The sequence below is a fragment of the Synechococcus sp. RC10A2 genome (genome assembly GCF_047502605.1).
In genome coordinates this window covers 1-14,375 of the sequence record NZ_JANSHP010000040.1, presented here as the reverse complement: position 1 = coordinate 14,375, position 14,375 = coordinate 1, and the positions used below count along the sequence as shown (strand labels likewise).

The 14,375-nt window shown below is 57.2% G+C and carries 13 protein-coding genes; 12 read left to right on the top strand and 1 reads right to left on the bottom strand.

Features of this window, described 5'->3' with window-relative positions; all coding sequences use genetic code 11:
* Positions 1–394 (bottom strand): transposase (locus NW848_RS03910; RefSeq protein ID WP_414510467.1); only part of this gene is annotated, 394 nt, incomplete at its 3' end.
* A gap of 149 nt (positions 395–543) precedes the next feature.
* Between NW848_RS03910 and NW848_RS03905 the strand changes: the two genes are divergently transcribed.
* The 12 genes from NW848_RS03905 to NW848_RS03850 all read left to right on the top strand — a co-directional run bounded on the left by NW848_RS03905 (position 544) and on the right by NW848_RS03850 (position 14,083).
* Positions 544–873: an ureidoglycolate lyase gene (locus NW848_RS03905; protein ID WP_414508676.1), complete on the top strand. Its 330-nt coding sequence runs from the start codon at positions 544–546 to the stop codon at positions 871–873.
* 129 nt (positions 874–1,002) lie between these two features.
* The gene (locus NW848_RS03900) at positions 1,003–1,158 is read left to right on the top strand and encodes a hypothetical protein (protein WP_414409808.1); all 156 of its coding nucleotides are present in this window, start codon (positions 1,003–1,005) and stop codon (positions 1,156–1,158) included.
* A gap of 168 nt (positions 1,159–1,326) precedes the next feature.
* The gene (locus NW848_RS03895) at positions 1,327–2,310 is read left to right on the top strand and encodes a CAP domain-containing protein (RefSeq protein WP_414510466.1); all 984 of its coding nucleotides are present in this window, start codon (positions 1,327–1,329) and stop codon (positions 2,308–2,310) included.
* A 192-nt stretch (positions 2,311–2,502) separates the two neighbouring features.
* Positions 2,503–4,056: a ferredoxin--nitrite reductase gene (locus tag NW848_RS03890; RefSeq protein WP_414508674.1), complete on the top strand. Its 1,554-nt coding sequence runs from the start codon at positions 2,503–2,505 to the stop codon at positions 4,054–4,056.
* A gap of 32 nt (positions 4,057–4,088) precedes the next feature.
* Positions 4,089–5,411, top strand: coding sequence for a CmpA/NrtA family ABC transporter substrate-binding protein (locus tag NW848_RS03885; RefSeq protein WP_414508673.1), 1,323 nt, complete (start codon positions 4,089–4,091; stop codon positions 5,409–5,411).
* A 145-nt stretch (positions 5,412–5,556) separates the two neighbouring features.
* The gene (gene ntrB / locus NW848_RS03880) at positions 5,557–6,516 is read left to right on the top strand and encodes a nitrate ABC transporter permease (RefSeq protein WP_414402947.1); all 960 of its coding nucleotides are present in this window, start codon (positions 5,557–5,559) and stop codon (positions 6,514–6,516) included.
* Between the two features lie 72 nt (positions 6,517–6,588).
* Positions 6,589–8,580 carry a nitrate ABC transporter ATP-binding protein gene (locus NW848_RS03875; RefSeq protein WP_414402948.1) on the top strand — a complete coding sequence of 664 codons (1,992 nt, stop codon included), beginning with the start codon at positions 6,589–6,591 and terminating at the stop codon, positions 8,578–8,580.
* 38 nt (positions 8,581–8,618) lie between these two features.
* On the top strand, positions 8,619–9,461 hold the full coding sequence (locus NW848_RS03870; protein ID WP_414402949.1) for an ABC transporter ATP-binding protein: 843 nt from the start codon (positions 8,619–8,621) through the stop codon (positions 9,459–9,461).
* Between the two features lie 128 nt (positions 9,462–9,589).
* Positions 9,590–10,783 (top strand): RNA-guided endonuclease InsQ/TnpB family protein, encoded by a 1,194-nt coding sequence (locus NW848_RS03865; RefSeq protein WP_414508672.1) that lies wholly within the window; start codon positions 9,590–9,592, stop codon positions 10,781–10,783.
* Positions 10,784–10,829: 46 nt separating this feature from the next.
* On the top strand, positions 10,830–11,348 hold the full coding sequence (locus NW848_RS03860) for a Uma2 family endonuclease (RefSeq protein ID WP_414508687.1): 519 nt from the start codon (positions 10,830–10,832) through the stop codon (positions 11,346–11,348).
* A gap of 86 nt (positions 11,349–11,434) precedes the next feature.
* Entirely contained in the window at positions 11,435–13,570 is a 2,136-nt protein-coding gene (locus NW848_RS03855; RefSeq protein WP_414508686.1) for a molybdopterin oxidoreductase family protein, read from the top strand.
* 24 nt (positions 13,571–13,594) lie between these two features.
* The gene (locus tag NW848_RS03850) at positions 13,595–14,083 is read left to right on the top strand and encodes a nitrate reductase associated protein (protein WP_414357823.1); all 489 of its coding nucleotides are present in this window, start codon (positions 13,595–13,597) and stop codon (positions 14,081–14,083) included.
* Positions 14,084–14,375 lie beyond the last annotated feature (292 nt).

Here is a 14,375-nt window from a genome sequence, read left to right as displayed (position 1 = left end):
GCACCCGGGACAGGCCCTCCGTGATGGCCGCTACCTTGCGGGTGGAGACCCCTTGGAGGTACATCTCCAGCACCGCTTCTTCCACCTCTCCGGTCATCCGCTTGTACCGCTCAAAGACCTCGGTCAGGAAAGTCCCCTCCCGGTCCCGGGGTACCCGGAGCTGGGCGATCCTGCCCGCCGGCGTGATGAGGTCCCGGGTGTAGTAGCCGTTCCGCTCCCCGCGGCGGCTTGGGGTGCGCTCACGGTAACCCGCAGCCAGGTGCTCGGTCATCTCTTCTTCCAACACCTGCTCGTTCGCGTAAGCGGTGCGGAGCACTATGACGGCCTTGACCCCTTCCCGGATGCGCCGGCTGATCTCCTCCTTGGTCAACCTCTTGAGCTCCTCTCGGTCCATTCCGCCCTCCATGCTTAACCCACAAAATACGCGACACTACCAACTTTGCCCCTTACGGGCAGGCGATCTACCCTGCTCCCGACGACAAGCCTTTCGACAGCTAAGATGCCCAGTTGGTTTTGAATCAGGGCCAGCCCCGCTTTTACCTCATGCGCTTGCTCCGTCCTGGCCTCAAGTTCAGCCAAATAACCGGCCACACCCGTTGCACCCAGTGCCTGGGATCCCTGCACGGCAAGGAGTGGTTCATCGCCGTCGCGCCGCCTGCCGACGAGCTGCAGGTGGACGGGATTCAAGCTTTTCGAGTGGCTGGCGACTGCTTCATCAAACTGGAGCTGGGCACCTGGCACGCTGGCCCCTACTTCGACGGCGAGGAGTTTATCGACTGCTACAATCTGGAGCTGGCTGACACCAACATCACCAACCACGAGACAATCGACCTGCTCCAGACCCACAACCTGGAGTTTCAGATCATCCCTTGAGCAGCCAGATTCGGCAGCCAAGACAAATAGGTGGGGGGATCCGTGGCAGCACTACGACAGGAGCCTTGGCACTCCCCCCTATGTGATAAAACGGGGTCAAACCCAGCGGCGTCTTGGAGATTTGTTACTATGGCTACACTCCAACCTACCCCAGAAACCGGCAAGCTCTTGAGCACCCTGGCTCTGTTCCTGTGCCTAGGGCTGTTGTCTGCCTGCGACGGGGGCAGCGGCAGCACGGTTAGCCCCCCTAGCCTCACTCCCACCCCCACTCCCGCTGGCCGATAGTTTTGCATGCGCTGGCAGCGGCTGCTTGGCTTAAAGCAGCGGTGGGGGGTAGGGCTGGTCATTCTGCTCTGCCTTGGTCTCTTGACGGCCTGCAATGGGGAGGGATCCCCCACGGCTCCAGAGCCTCCCCGGGCAGGGGAGCTGCCAATTGCTAGCTTTCTTTGCCAGTTGGATCGCCAAACCCGCACCTTTGCTGGTCCCATCTACGCCGAGCAGCCTCAGGCTGCCATCTGCAATCCCGGTCGCCTCACCCCAGCAGCAGCCCAGAAGATGATGGATCGGTTGAACTTTCTGCGGCTGTTGCACGAGTTGCCGCCGGTGAAGCTCAATCCCGAATTCTTGGAGGCCGCTCAGCAGGCGGCCCTGATGCAGGTGGCCAATGGCGCCCTCAGCCACCAGCCGCCCCCCTCTTGGCGCTGCTTTACCCCTGCTGGAGAGGCAGGATCCCGCTTTGGCAACTTGGCGATTGGCCCCATTCTGGAGCTGAACGGCCCCGACCCAGGGCGGGTGTTGGCGCGCCAGGTGGATATCTACTTTGCCGAGCCGGGCCGAGAGAACTTTGTAGATGTGGGGCATCGCCGCTGGAACCTCTATCCCCAATATGCCCAAGGAGCCTACGGCATCGTCTTTGACCCGCGGGCCGGGCGGGTGACCCAGGCCAATGCCAATTGGGTCTTCGGCTTTGACGAGTCGGTACCGGATCCCGAGTTTATTGCTTTCCCCGAAAGAGACGGCTACCTGTACCGTCTGGAGGGCTTTTCCGGCCAGCCCTTGTCTGCCTACCGCTGGTCTTTCTCGGTGCCCAGCCGCGGCGGCCTGTCTGACCTCAGCCAAGCCCAAATCCGCATCACCGATGCCGTCACAGGTGAGCCGGTGCCCGTTGGAGATATCCGGGTTGGGGATCCCGCCTTTGGCCTAGAAACCCTCACCTACTCGGTGGGATCCGTTCAGCCCAATCGCCCCTACCTCTTTGAGATCAGCGGCATCCGGCTCATGGGTGGGCCGCCGCGCACCTATCGCTACACCACCACCCTCTACGACTGCGACCCTCAGGCGCCGCCAAGGCCCGCACCCCTCACCGAAGGGCTGGGGATCCCGCCCCGTTTCCTCTGGCAGAGGGAGCCTTTCGACTCTTTCAACCCTCTCAACTAGCTTTTCCTCACCCCCAGCCCCTTTCCCAAAGGGGAAAGAGGGGTCTGCTGCTCCTGGAAGCCTGACTTTATGCATAAAGCGCAATTCGAGAATGACAAAACTGCATAACCTGTTACAAAGCGTAACTGCCAATACCAAAGTTAACGGTTCGTCATTGCTAGGGTAGCTAGTGTTCACCCCACGGCAGCGATCATGGCGAACCAATTTGAACGCCTCAAAAGCGAAAAGGATGGGCTGGCGGTCAAGGCCGAGCTGGAGGCGTTTGCCCGGATGGGTTGGGAGAACATTCCTGAAGACGACCGGGATCACCGCCTCAAGTGGCTGGGGATCTTCTTTCGCAAGCGCACCCCTGGCAAGTTCATGCTGCGGCTGCGCCTGCCCAATGGGATCCTGACCAGCGGCCAAATGCGCAAGTTGGCCGAGATCCTCCGCCCCTACGGCCAAGATGGCGTAGCCGACATCACCACTCGGCAAAACCTGCAACTGCGGGGCATTCCCATTGAGGACATGCCTCAGGTTCTGCGGCAACTCAAGGAGGTGGGCCTGACCAGCATCCAGTCAGGCATGGACAACGTGCGCAACATCACGGGATCCCCTCTGGCCGGTATCGACCCGGATGAGCTGATCGACGTGCGCGGCCTCACCCGCAAAGTGCAGGACATGGTAACCAACAACGGCGAGGGCAACCCTTCCTTCACCAACCTGCCGCGCAAGTTCAACATCGCCATCTGCGGTTGTCGCGACAACTCGGTGCATGCCGAGATCAATGACCTGGCTTTTGTGCCTGCTTTCAAAGAGGGCAAGCTGGGCTTCAACGTCTTGGTGGGAGGCTTTTTTTCGGCCCGCCGCTGTGCCGAGGCCATCGGGCTGGACGTTTGGGTAGATCCCCGCGATGTGGTTCCTCTATGTGAGGCGGTGCTGCTGGTCTATCGGGATCACGGCCTGCGGGCCAACCGGCAAAAGGCGCGGCTGAGGTGGCTCATTGACGAGTGGGGCCTGGAGAAGTTTCGGGTGGCGGTGGAGCAGCAGATTGGCCACCCTCTGCCCAGAGCGGCGGAAAAAGACGAGGTGGTCTGGCACAAGCGGGATCTGCTGGGAGTACACGCCCAAAAGCAACTGGGCCTCAACTTTGTAGGCCTGCACGTGCCCGTCGGGCGGCTCAACGTCCCGGAGATGAGGGAGCTGGCTCGCTTGGCGGAGGTGTACGGCTCCGGGGAGCTGCGGCTAACGGTGGAGCAGAACGTGCTCATCCCCAATGTGCCCGACTCGCGGGTGGCCCCCCTGCTCAAAGAGCCGCTCTTGAAAAAGTTCTCCCCCAACCCGGGACCCTTGCAGCGGGGGTTGGTGTCCTGTACGGGCAACCAGTTTTGCAACTTTGCCCTCATCGAGACCAAAAACCGCGCCGTGGCCCTGATGGAAGAGCTGGAAGCCGAGCTGGAGATTCCTCAAACGGTGCGCATCCACTGGACAGGCTGTCCCAACTCCTGCGGCCAGCCCCAGGTGGCTGATATTGGCCTCATGGGCACCACCGTTCGCAAGGACGGCAAGCCGGTGGAGGCGGTGGACATCTACATGGGGGGAGAAGTGGGCAAAGACGCCAAGCTGGGCGAATGCGTGCGCCAAGGGATCCCTTGCGAAGACCTCAAGCCCGTCTTGGTGGAGCTACTGATTGAGCACTTCGGGGCCAGGCCGCGTCGTGATCCCTCGGCTGCTCAGACCTCTGCTTCCCCCTTGATGACCTACTAGGCAGTTCGTCGTTCGAAATTTTGGAGGTTGTGATGTCTAAGCTATTCAACACTTCCTCTCCCATCTCCCGTCGCCAGTTTTTGGCTGGGGCAGCTGCCCTTGCGGCTGGAGCAGCTACGGCTGGGATCCCCCGCGCCCAATCCCAATCCTTGGGGCAGGGCTACTGGGTAGCTCAAGCTGATACCCCAGAAACCACGCGAGCCAGGCTGGGATTTATCGCCCTCACCGACGCTGCCCCCCTGATCATCGCCAAAGAAAAGGGGTTCTTTGACAAGTACGGCATGAAGGACGTAGAGGTGGTCAAGCAGGCCTCTTGGGGCACCACCCGCGACAACTTGGTGCTGGGATCCGCCGCCGGCGGCATCGATGGGGCACACATCCTCACCCCCATGCCCTACCTCATCACCACCGGCAAAGTTACCGATGGCAAGCCGGTGCCTATGTACATTTTGGCCCGTCTCAATCTGGACGGTCAGGGCATCAGCATTTCCAACCAATATCGGGATTTGCAAATCGGCCTGGATAGTTCCCCCCTCAAGGCCAAGTTTGCCGAGCTTCGAGCTGCCGGCAAAGATCCCAAATGCGCGATGACCTTCCCCGGCGGTACCCACGACATGTGGATGCGCTACTGGCTGGCCGCAGGCGGGATCGATCCCACCCGCGATGTCTCCCTCATTGTGGTGCCGCCGCCGCAGATGGTGGCCAATATAAAATCCAGAACCATGGAAGCCCTCTGTGTGGGCGAGCCTTGGAATGCCCAACTGGTGAACCAAAAAGAGGGGTATAGTGCCCTCACCACCGGCGAGCTATGGAACAACCACCCGGAAAAGGCCTTTGCCCTGCGGGCCGACTGGGTGGATGCGCACCCGAAAGCCACCCTTGCCCTGTTGAAAGCGGTGCTAGAAGCCCAGATCTGGTGCGACCAGATGGAAAACAAAGAGGAGATGTGTCGCATCATCGGCGACCGCCGCTGGCTGGGGGTGCCTGTGCCCGATATCTTGGGCCGTTCTCGGGGCACTTTTGACTACGGCACCGGCAAGGTCGTTGAAAACAGCCCCCACCTGATGAAGTTCTGGCAGAACTACGCTTCCTACCCCTTCAAGAGCCACGATCTCTGGTTTTTGACCGAAAACATCCGCTGGGGCTATCTGCCTGCCGACACCGATACCAAAGCCTTGGTGGAGCGGGTGAATCGGGAAGAACTCTGGCGAGAAGCTGCCAAAGCCATTGGTCAGGGGGCAGCCATTCCCCCCAGCACCTCTCGAGGAGTGGAAACCTTCTTCGACGGGGTGCAGTTCGATCCCGAAAATCCTGCCGCCTACCTGGAGAAATTGGCGATTAAGAAGCTGGCCTAATTTCCCAACTTTCCCCAGCAAGTTAGCTGCAAACCCTCTGTCCAGGAGAGAAGGGATCCCCGAATCCCCACAAAGAGTGTTCAACTGAAACCCCTTCTCTCTTGGAATCCTCTTAAGTTGACTTCAACCTTACTCCCAGCAAGCCATGAGGATTTTCCACTCTGCCCTACAGTTGGGCTACCACCTCTTTCGGATCCTGCTTCCCCTACTGGTTGGCCTAGGCCACTGGCTGCTGAAAACCAGCCCAGGCTTTGTTCTTCAGTCCAATGCCGGGCTCCACTCCCCGGCCAGCTCTGCATCTTCTTCTGCTTGGAGGCAGCGAGTCCAAATCCACCAAGTGCTGCGCCGCGTTCTTTTGCCCACCACGGCCATTTTAATAGTGCTCGTTCTCTGGCAAATTGCCTATAGCCGCCCCGGAGCCAACTTGCCCACCCCTCTCCAGGTTTGGCAGGACACCTGGGATCCCCTCATTAAAGATCCCTTTTTTGACTATGGCGGCAATGCCAAAGGGCTGTTCTGGCAAATTTGGGCCAGCTTGCGGCGGGTGTTCATTGGGTTTGCCCTGGCCGGCTTGGTGGGGGTTGTGGGCGGCATGATCATCGGGGTCAATCGCTGGCTGTACGAGGCTTTGGATCCCATTTTTCAGGTGCTGCGCACGGTGCCGCCTTTGGCCTGGCTGCCGATTTCTTTGGCTGCCTTTCGAGATGCCAACCCTTCCGCCATTTTTGTAATCTTCATTACGGCTCTCTGGCCCATTTTGATCAACACCGTTGCCGGCGTACAGCGGATCCCTCAGGACTACCGCAACGTGGCCAGAATTGTGCGCATGTCCGGCTGGAAGTACTTTTTCAAAATCGTTTTCCCGGCAACTGTGCCCTACATTTTTACCGGCTTGCGCATTGGGGTGGGCTTGTCTTGGCTGGCCATTGTGGCAGCGGAAATGTTGATTGGCGGTGTGGGCATTGGATTTTTCATCTGGGATGCCTGGAATAGCTCCCGCATCAGCGAAATCATTCTGGCTTTGATCTATGTCGGGATGGTGGGTCTTCTGCTGGATCGCATCACGGCTTGGATTGGCTCGCTGGTGGTGGCTGAGGATCGCTAAATGAGCTTGGCCGAGTTCTAGATTGGTTGCTGACAATTTCTCCATGCTCTCAGAAATCATCTCAGAGGAATCATGAAGACCCAGCCTTACATTGAAGTGGATCATGTCGACAAGGAATTTCTCCTCGACAACGGAGAGATCTACCCTGTCCTGAAAGACATCCACCTGGAGATCCAAAAAGGGGAATTTGTCTCGCTAATTGGCCACTCCGGCTGTGGCAAATCGACCCTGCTCAACATCATTGCTGGCCTGGAAAAGCCTTCCCGCGGAGGCATTCTCCTGGAGGGCCGACAAGTTACAGATCCCGGCCCAGATCGCATGGTGGTGTTTCAGAACTATTCCCTGCTGCCCTGGCTGACGGTGCGGGAGAACGTTGCCCTGGCTGTGGACGAGGTGCTGGGATCCCTTCCCAAAGCGGAGCGGGACCGGATTGTGGCAGAACACATTCGCCGTGTGGGGTTGCAGGGGGCAGCCGACAAGCGACCGGCCCATCTGTCAGGAGGGATGAAACAGCGGGTAGCCATTGCCCGGGCTTTGGCCATCCGTCCGCGGGTGCTGCTGTTGGATGAGCCCTTTGGCGCTCTGGATGCCTTGACGCGCGGCAACCTGCAGGAGCAACTGATGGAGATTGCCCAGGCGGAGCAGCTCACCTGTGTCATGGTTACCCACGATGTGGATGAGGCGCTGCTGCTTTCGGATCGGGTGGTAATGATGACCAATGGCCCGGAGGCCCGCATTGGCCAGATTTTGCGGATCCCTTTTCCTCGGCCCCGCCATCGTTTGGAAGTGGTGCGTCACCCCGACTACTACAGCCTGCGGGGAGAGATGATCTACTTTCTCAACCAGCAAAAGCGGGCTCGCCAAAAAACGCCTGTTCGCGTGGCCATTGCCAAACACGGCCTGGAGAAGGTCAATTTGGAGGTTGGCTTTGTGCCCCTCAACGACTGCGCGCCGCTGGTGGTGGCGCAGGAAAAAGGCCTGTTTCAAAAGCATGGCCTGGAGCAGGTCACCCTGGTGAGGGAGCCAGGCTGGAAGACCATCTGGGAAGGGATCCGCTCCGGTCGGCTGGACGCGGCTATGGTGGTGGCCGGGATCCCGTTGGCTTCCACCTTGGGAGTAGGGGGAGTTCCGGTGTCTTTGGTAACCGCCTTAACCCTCTCCCGTGGCGGCAACGCCATTACCTTTGGGCGCAGACTTTTGGAGCGAGGCGTTCAAAGCCTGGCGGATTTTCGCCAATACCTCAACCACACCCCCGACACAGTCCACACCCTGGGAGTGGTTCATCCGGCTTCCATGCAAAACTTCCTGTTGCGGCACTGGCTGGCCGGTGGGGGGGTGGATCCGGATCGGGATGTCACGTTAACCGTGATCCCGCCGCCGCAGATGGTGGCCCACCTCAAGGCCGGCAACATCGATGGCTACTGCGTGGGCGAGCCCTGGAACTCCCGCGCTGTGCGGGAACAGGTGGGGGTTATCGTCGCCACCACCCCTGAAATCTTGCCCAGCCACATCGAAAAGGTGCTGACAGTGCGCCAGGATTGGGCGCAAAACTACCCCCGCACCCATGTAGCTCTGGTCAAGGCACTACTGGAGGCTTGTCACTACTGCGATCAGCCGCAGCACCGTTCTGAGATCTTGGAGTGGCTGGCTCAGCCCCAGTATGTGGGCGTGGCCCTGGAGGATCTGCAGCCGGGGTGGACGGGTATTCTGCAGCGGGGAATTGCCGATGAATCCCAAGCCCTCACCGGTTTTCACCAGTTTGCCAACGGGCGCAACACCTGTCCGGAAAGATTGGAACACCTCTGGATCCTGACGCAGATGGCTCGCTGGGGCCTCTGCCCTTTTCCCCGCAATTGGGTTTCGGTTCTCGACCAAGTTCTGGACAGCGAAACCTACGCCCTAGCCGCCAGAGAACTGGGCCTTCCGGATTGGGCCCACGACCGCGGAGCTTTACTCTTTGGCGATGGATCCCGCTTTGACGGAGAGGATCCCGTTGCTTACCTGGAGTCGGTGGCCATCCGGCAGGATCTGAAGCTGCAGGAGTACCAGCTCAGCGAAGTTTAGCTTTTGTTACCTTAAACTCTCGATTGGAAAACACTATGATGACCAGCTCCCGCACGTTCTCCTCACCGCTATCTTCTGCTTCTCCGGTTGCAGGACTGCCCCTTCTTTGTCTTCAGAATGTGGGCAAGACCTACTTCACCTCAGCAGGGCCCTTCGTTGCGCTGGAAAATATCAATCTGGAAGTGGCCGCCGGTGAGTTTGTTTGCATTATCGGCCACTCGGGTTGTGGCAAATCCACCTTGATCAACATGGTGGCGGGTTTTTCGACTCCCACTTCGGGATCCATTACCCTCAAGGGCCAGCCCATCACTTCCCCAGGGCCGGATCGGATGATGGTGTTTCAACATTATTCCCTTTTGCCCTGGCTGACTGCCTTTGAAAATATTTATCTGGTGGTGGATCAGGTGTACCCAACCAAACCCCGGTGGGAAAAAAGGGAAATTGTTCAAGAACATCTGGAATTGGTAGGTTTGGCGGAAGCAGCCCACAAGCGGCCCAAGCAGCTTTCTGGAGGCATGAAGCAAAGGGTAGCCATTGCCCGTGCTCTTGCCGTTCGTCCGCAAGTTTTGCTCTTGGATGAGCCTTTTGGGGCCTTGGATGCCATTACCAAGGAAGATCTACAAGATGAGCTGCTGGCCATTTGGCGGGATCACCGCTGCACAGTTTTGATGATTACTCATGACATCGACGAAGCTCTTTACTTGTCAGACCGTGTGGTGATGATGACCAACGGCCCCGCTGCCCATATCGGCGAGATCTTGACCATTCCCTTTGAGCGACCGCGCATCCGCTCCCGCATTATGGAAATGCCTGAGTTCTACGAATTGCGTAACCGCGCCCTTGACTTCCTCTATCGCCGCTTTGCCCATGGAGGGGATTGAGCTAGGGTTCAAAATACTTGGAGAGGGAAGTTGATGGCCACTGCTCCGGTTCAGCTAGAAATCGCAGGAGCCCCGCACTGTACCCGTAGGGTCAGTGTCGGGAGGAATGCGGAAGTTATGATAGAACCATGACCCAAGTCCTGACCGTCTCCTGCAAGCTCAAGGTGTCCCAGTCGCAAGCCGCAAAGTTGGACGCGACAATGGATGCCTTTGTGCAGGCGTTGAACTGGGTCAACCAAAACACACCAGAAAAAGTAGTCAACGCAGTCAAACTCCAGTCCCTTTGCTATTACCAGATTCGCGCTCGGTTTGGCTTGTCCAGTAACTTGGCTCAGCAGGTCTGCAGACGGCTGGCCGGTGCCCGTAAAGTTGCCCGACAGAAAAACCGTCCGGTCAAAGCGTTCAAGAGAGGCTTTGCGACCTACGATGCCCGTATCTTTTCGTTTCGCGAGAAAGACTGGACGGTGTCGCTGACCACGGTGGAGGGTCGGGAGCGCTTTGAGCTGGCGATTGGCCGCTACCAGAGAGAACGGCTGGCGGGCTCCAATCCCAAATCTGCCACTCTGGTCAAGCGCAAAGACGGTTTCTACTCTATTCAAATCTGTGTGGAAACGGAACCGTGCCCACCGCAAGGCACGGATAGAGTGCTGGGCGTGGATTTGGGCAGGACGGATATTGCTCATACATCGGAAGGAGATAACTGGAATGGACAGCAGTTGAACAGAGTCCGCGACCACTACTCCCGGTTGAGGGCGGCACTCCAACGCAAAGCCAGTAAGGGCACACGCAGTTCGCGGCGCAGATGCAGAGAACTGTTGCAACGGCTGTCTGGCAAGGAGAGGCGCTTTCAGGCGTGGGTCAATCATCGCATCTCCAAAGCTATTGTCTCTAGGGCAAAGGCGACAAACAGCGCTATTGCTCTGGAAGACTTGACAGGGATCCGGGAAAGGGTCAATCAACAGCCACGCAGCAAAGCTGAGCGCCGCAGAACCAATAACTGGGCGTTCTACCAGCTTAGGATGTTCGTGGTCTACAAGGCTGCCATTGCCGGAGTACCTGTGGTGCTGGTTCCGCCTGCCTACACGTCGCAGACCTGCCACCGGTGTTTGCACATCCATCCCGATCCTACGCAATCCTATCGCAGTGGAAAGAAGTTTAAGTGTGGACACTGTGGATGGGAAGGGGATGCGGATTTGAATGGTGCGAATGTGATTGCGCTTTTGGGGGCTGCTGTAAACCAGCCTAGAGGTTCGTGGTTGGCTTGCCAACTGCAGGGCTACCGAAAGCCCGCCCTGTACTGCGAAGCAGTCAGGGTCGGGTAGTTTACGTAGTTCCAACCGATCTCCCAATGGAGGAGCGGGTCTTGCCCTGCCCAAAACCCTTGCCGACTATCTGGCCAATCCAGTTGCCCAAACCAAATGGGTAGATGGCTACATTGTGGAGAAAGTGGGGCAAACTTTAGGGGATGCAAAGCTCCAAACCCGACTTCTCTTCCGTTGGCTCGGTTATGTTGAATGTCAGCCATTGGGGGGTATGGTTTTGGTGAAGGCTCCCGGCCAAACCAAAGGCAAAGTCAGAAGACCTGATGCTGCCTACTCATCTCCAGATTTAATCCAGCAATTTGGAGAGGATATTGCCACGCTACTGCAGAGCTATCCTCTGGTTGAGGAGATCTTCTCTCCAACCGACTGTGGAGAAGATATTTTCCTAAAAGCCCAAGAGTATCTCAGCTCCGATGTACTGGAAGTCTGGCTGATTTTTCCCAAAAGCAAATTTATTTTTATCCAGACTCAGGATCGCCACCTTTGGCTAACCGAACAAGAGACTGCCAAAAGCCAGGTTGTATTGCCCGGATTTGAGATCCAAGTGGCCGATCTCCTCGGCTAAGAGATCCTTAACCTGATGGCCTATCGGGATCCAAAATGCAAGACACTTATCCATCCTGACAGGGATCCCAACTCATGGTGACCGCGATGGAGCCGGAAAAAGCTGTCATCAAAACCCTATGTCCCTATTGCGGTGTGGGATGTGGATTGGAGGCGGTTTCGACAGCCTCAGGTGACTGGAAAATGAGAGGCGACCGGGATCATCCTTCCAGCTTGGGGATGGTCTGTGTAAAGGGGGCCACGATCCTGGAGGCAGTTGGTCGGGATCGGCTGCTCTATCCCCTGTTTCGGGAGAGCTTGGATCAGCCCTTTCGCCGCATTTCTTGGGATCAGGCTTTTGAGGAGATGGTTTCTCGGCTGCGCTGCCTCAAAGACAACCCTCACTCCATGGCTATGTATGGATCGGGGCAGTTGCTCACTGAAGACTATTACGTTGCTCAAAAGCTCATTAAGGGCTGCCTGGGCACCAACAATTTCGACACCAACTCGCGCCTGTGCATGTCCTCAGCCGTCTCGGCCTACACCCAATCCCTGGGATCCGATGGCCCCCCCTGCTGCTACGAGGATCTCGATCTCTGCAATCTGGCTTTTCTGGTGGGCACCAACACAGCAGAGTGCCATCCCATTCTTTTTAATCGCCTGAAGAAGCGGCACAGGACCGGATCCCCCCTCAAAATAGTGGTAGTGGATCCCCGGCGCACTCAGACAGCAGAAGCTGCCGATCTCCACTTAAAAATTCGCCCCGGTACGGATATCGATCTTTTCAATGGGATTGCCCATTTGCTGTTGAAGTGGGGATCAATGGCTACCGATTTTATCGAGGGCTGCACCCAAGGTTTTGCTGAATATGCAGCTTTGCTGGCCGATTATGAACCGCAGATTGTGGCCCAGCGCTGCGGAATTGCCACCGAGGATTTGATCGAAGCAGCCAAGCTTTGGCAGGGATCCCAAAGGGTTCTATCCCTTTGGTCGATGGGCCTAAACCAGTCCAGTGAGGGCACCGCCAAGATCACCAGCTTAATCAACCTGCATCTCCTGACCGGGCAAATTGGCCGACCGGGGACCGGCCCCTTTTCCTTGACCGGCCAGCCCAATGCCATGGGTGGTCGAGAGGCGGGGGGGTTATCTCATCTGCTGCCGGGATATCGGCTGGTGAGCCAGCCCCAGCATCGGGCAGAGGTGGAGCAGGCTTGGGGCTTGCCCAGCGGTTCCCTCTCTCCCCACCCAGGACTGAGGGCCACCGAGATGATTGCCGCTCTGGAGACGGGATCCCTGCAGTTCTTCTGGATTGTGGCCACTAATCCTTTGGTGAGCTTTCCGGATCTGGAACGGGTCAAAAAAGCCCTGAAAAAGTCTCCCTTTACCGTTTACCAAGAGGCTTATTACCCTACAGAAACGGCAGAATATGCCCATTTGCTTTTGCCCGCCTGCCAGTGGAGCGAGAAAACCGGGGTGATGACCAACTCCGAGCGCAGGGTTACCCTTTGTCAAGCCTTTCGAGACCCCCCTGGCGAAGCCCGACCCGATTGGGAGATCTTTGCTGAAGTGGGGCGCAGGTTGGGCTTTGAAGCGCAATTTTCCTTCCAAACCGCGGCAGAGGTTTATGCAGAATTTGCCGCCCTTACCGCAAATCGCCTCTGCGATCACTCCGGCCTCAGCCATGCCCTTTTGGCAGAACAAGGCCCTCAGCAATGGCCTTATCCCAAAGAAAGAACCTCGGCCCCTAAGTCCACTCGCCTCTACACAGATTGGCGTTTCCCGACCCCCAATGGCCGCGCCCGCTTTATCCCCCACCCTTCCCGTGGCTTGGCGGAGCCACCCAACCCTCAGTTCCCTTACGTGTTAACTACGGGCAGGCTATACGGCCATTGGCACACCCAAACCCGTACCGGCAGGATTGAAAAAATCAAGCACATGCACCCCCAACCCTTTATGGAGATCCATCCTCGCGATGCGGAAAAGCTGGGCCTCCAAGATGGGGATTGGGTTCAGGTGCGTTCTGTCCGCGGGCGGGCCTATTTCCCGGCCAAGATAACTGCCAACATTGCTCCCGGTACGCTATTTGTACCCATGCACTGGGGATCCCTCTGGGCAGAACAAGCCGAGTGTAATGCCCTTACCCATGACATCAGTTGTCCCGATTCCGGCCAGCCGGAATTAAAAGCCTGTGCCGTTGCTCTTGAGAAAGCCGACCCACCGCTCAAGCAATCCCCTCAACTCTAGATTTGGTTCCTAATCGAGGTTCCCATGACTCTGTTTCAGTTTGAGCAAGATTTTGCCGACTCTCTGCGATGCATCCCCATGACCTTGCGCCTAAAGCTGGATTTGTGCGGGATCAAGCTCAAGCTCCATCAATGGGCCAAGTTTTCCTTAGAAGAGCGGCGGAAGTGTGTTGATTGGCCCTCTGAATCTCCACAGGATCTAGAAGAACTCCGCAACCATCTGCGCCATTTGGTTCGCTCCATCTGCCACGAAGAGGCGCAAGAGATTCCCATTGACCCCCAGCCTGAATGGCAAAATCCCAACCAGATCCCAATGGCTGTCCAACAAAAAGCTCAAGACCTGGGGATCCGGCTTGCCCTCGATTTCTGGAGAAACTTGCACGATATCCAGAGATTTGCCTTGCTGAAGTTGAGCCGATCCCATCACGAAAACAAAAATTTCTTGCCCGCTCTGCGAGAGTTTGGCCTGAAGATGGCGAGGGATGGTGATTGCAGTTACTCTGAATCTATTTGAGAGAGATAGTCTGATACATTTACGCTGAACACTGCTGAACATCACTGTTCAACTATGCAGCGATAGCATTCTGTTTGTTTCCAAACAGAATGGCGGTATCCCGCAAAGCTTTGAGTAGAATACCCAAAGCGCAGTTTCCGTGTCGTCTTACTACCAATTTTCTGCTTTGCTTTGGCTACCATGTTGGCAGACTCGAAAGTAAACAGAAAGATCAACTGGTAGTAATCCGTACTGAACATATTATACATTATTTTCAGTATAGTTGAGCTTATTATTGACTAGAGTCATGCTC

Coding starts and splice junctions, on each gene's coding strand:
- NW848_RS03850 (WP_414357823.1), top strand. CDS start 13,595: ATGACTCTGTTTCAGTTTGAGCAAGATTTTGCCGACTCTCTGCGATGC.
- ntrB (WP_414402947.1), top strand. CDS start 5,557: ATGAGGATTTTCCACTCTGCCCTACAGTTGGGCTACCACCTCTTTCGG.
- NW848_RS03865 (WP_414508672.1), top strand. CDS start 9,590: ATGACCCAAGTCCTGACCGTCTCCTGCAAGCTCAAGGTGTCCCAGTCG.
- NW848_RS03900 (WP_414409808.1), top strand. CDS start 1,003: ATGGCTACACTCCAACCTACCCCAGAAACCGGCAAGCTCTTGAGCACC.
- NW848_RS03890 (WP_414508674.1), top strand. CDS start 2,503: ATGGCGAACCAATTTGAACGCCTCAAAAGCGAAAAGGATGGGCTGGCG.
- NW848_RS03855 (WP_414508686.1), top strand. CDS start 11,435: ATGGAGCCGGAAAAAGCTGTCATCAAAACCCTATGTCCCTATTGCGGT.
- NW848_RS03870 (WP_414402949.1), top strand. CDS start 8,619: ATGACCAGCTCCCGCACGTTCTCCTCACCGCTATCTTCTGCTTCTCCG.
- NW848_RS03885 (WP_414508673.1), top strand. CDS start 4,089: ATGTCTAAGCTATTCAACACTTCCTCTCCCATCTCCCGTCGCCAGTTT.
- NW848_RS03905 (WP_414508676.1), top strand. CDS start 544: ATGCGCTTGCTCCGTCCTGGCCTCAAGTTCAGCCAAATAACCGGCCAC.
- NW848_RS03875 (WP_414402948.1), top strand. CDS start 6,589: ATGAAGACCCAGCCTTACATTGAAGTGGATCATGTCGACAAGGAATTT.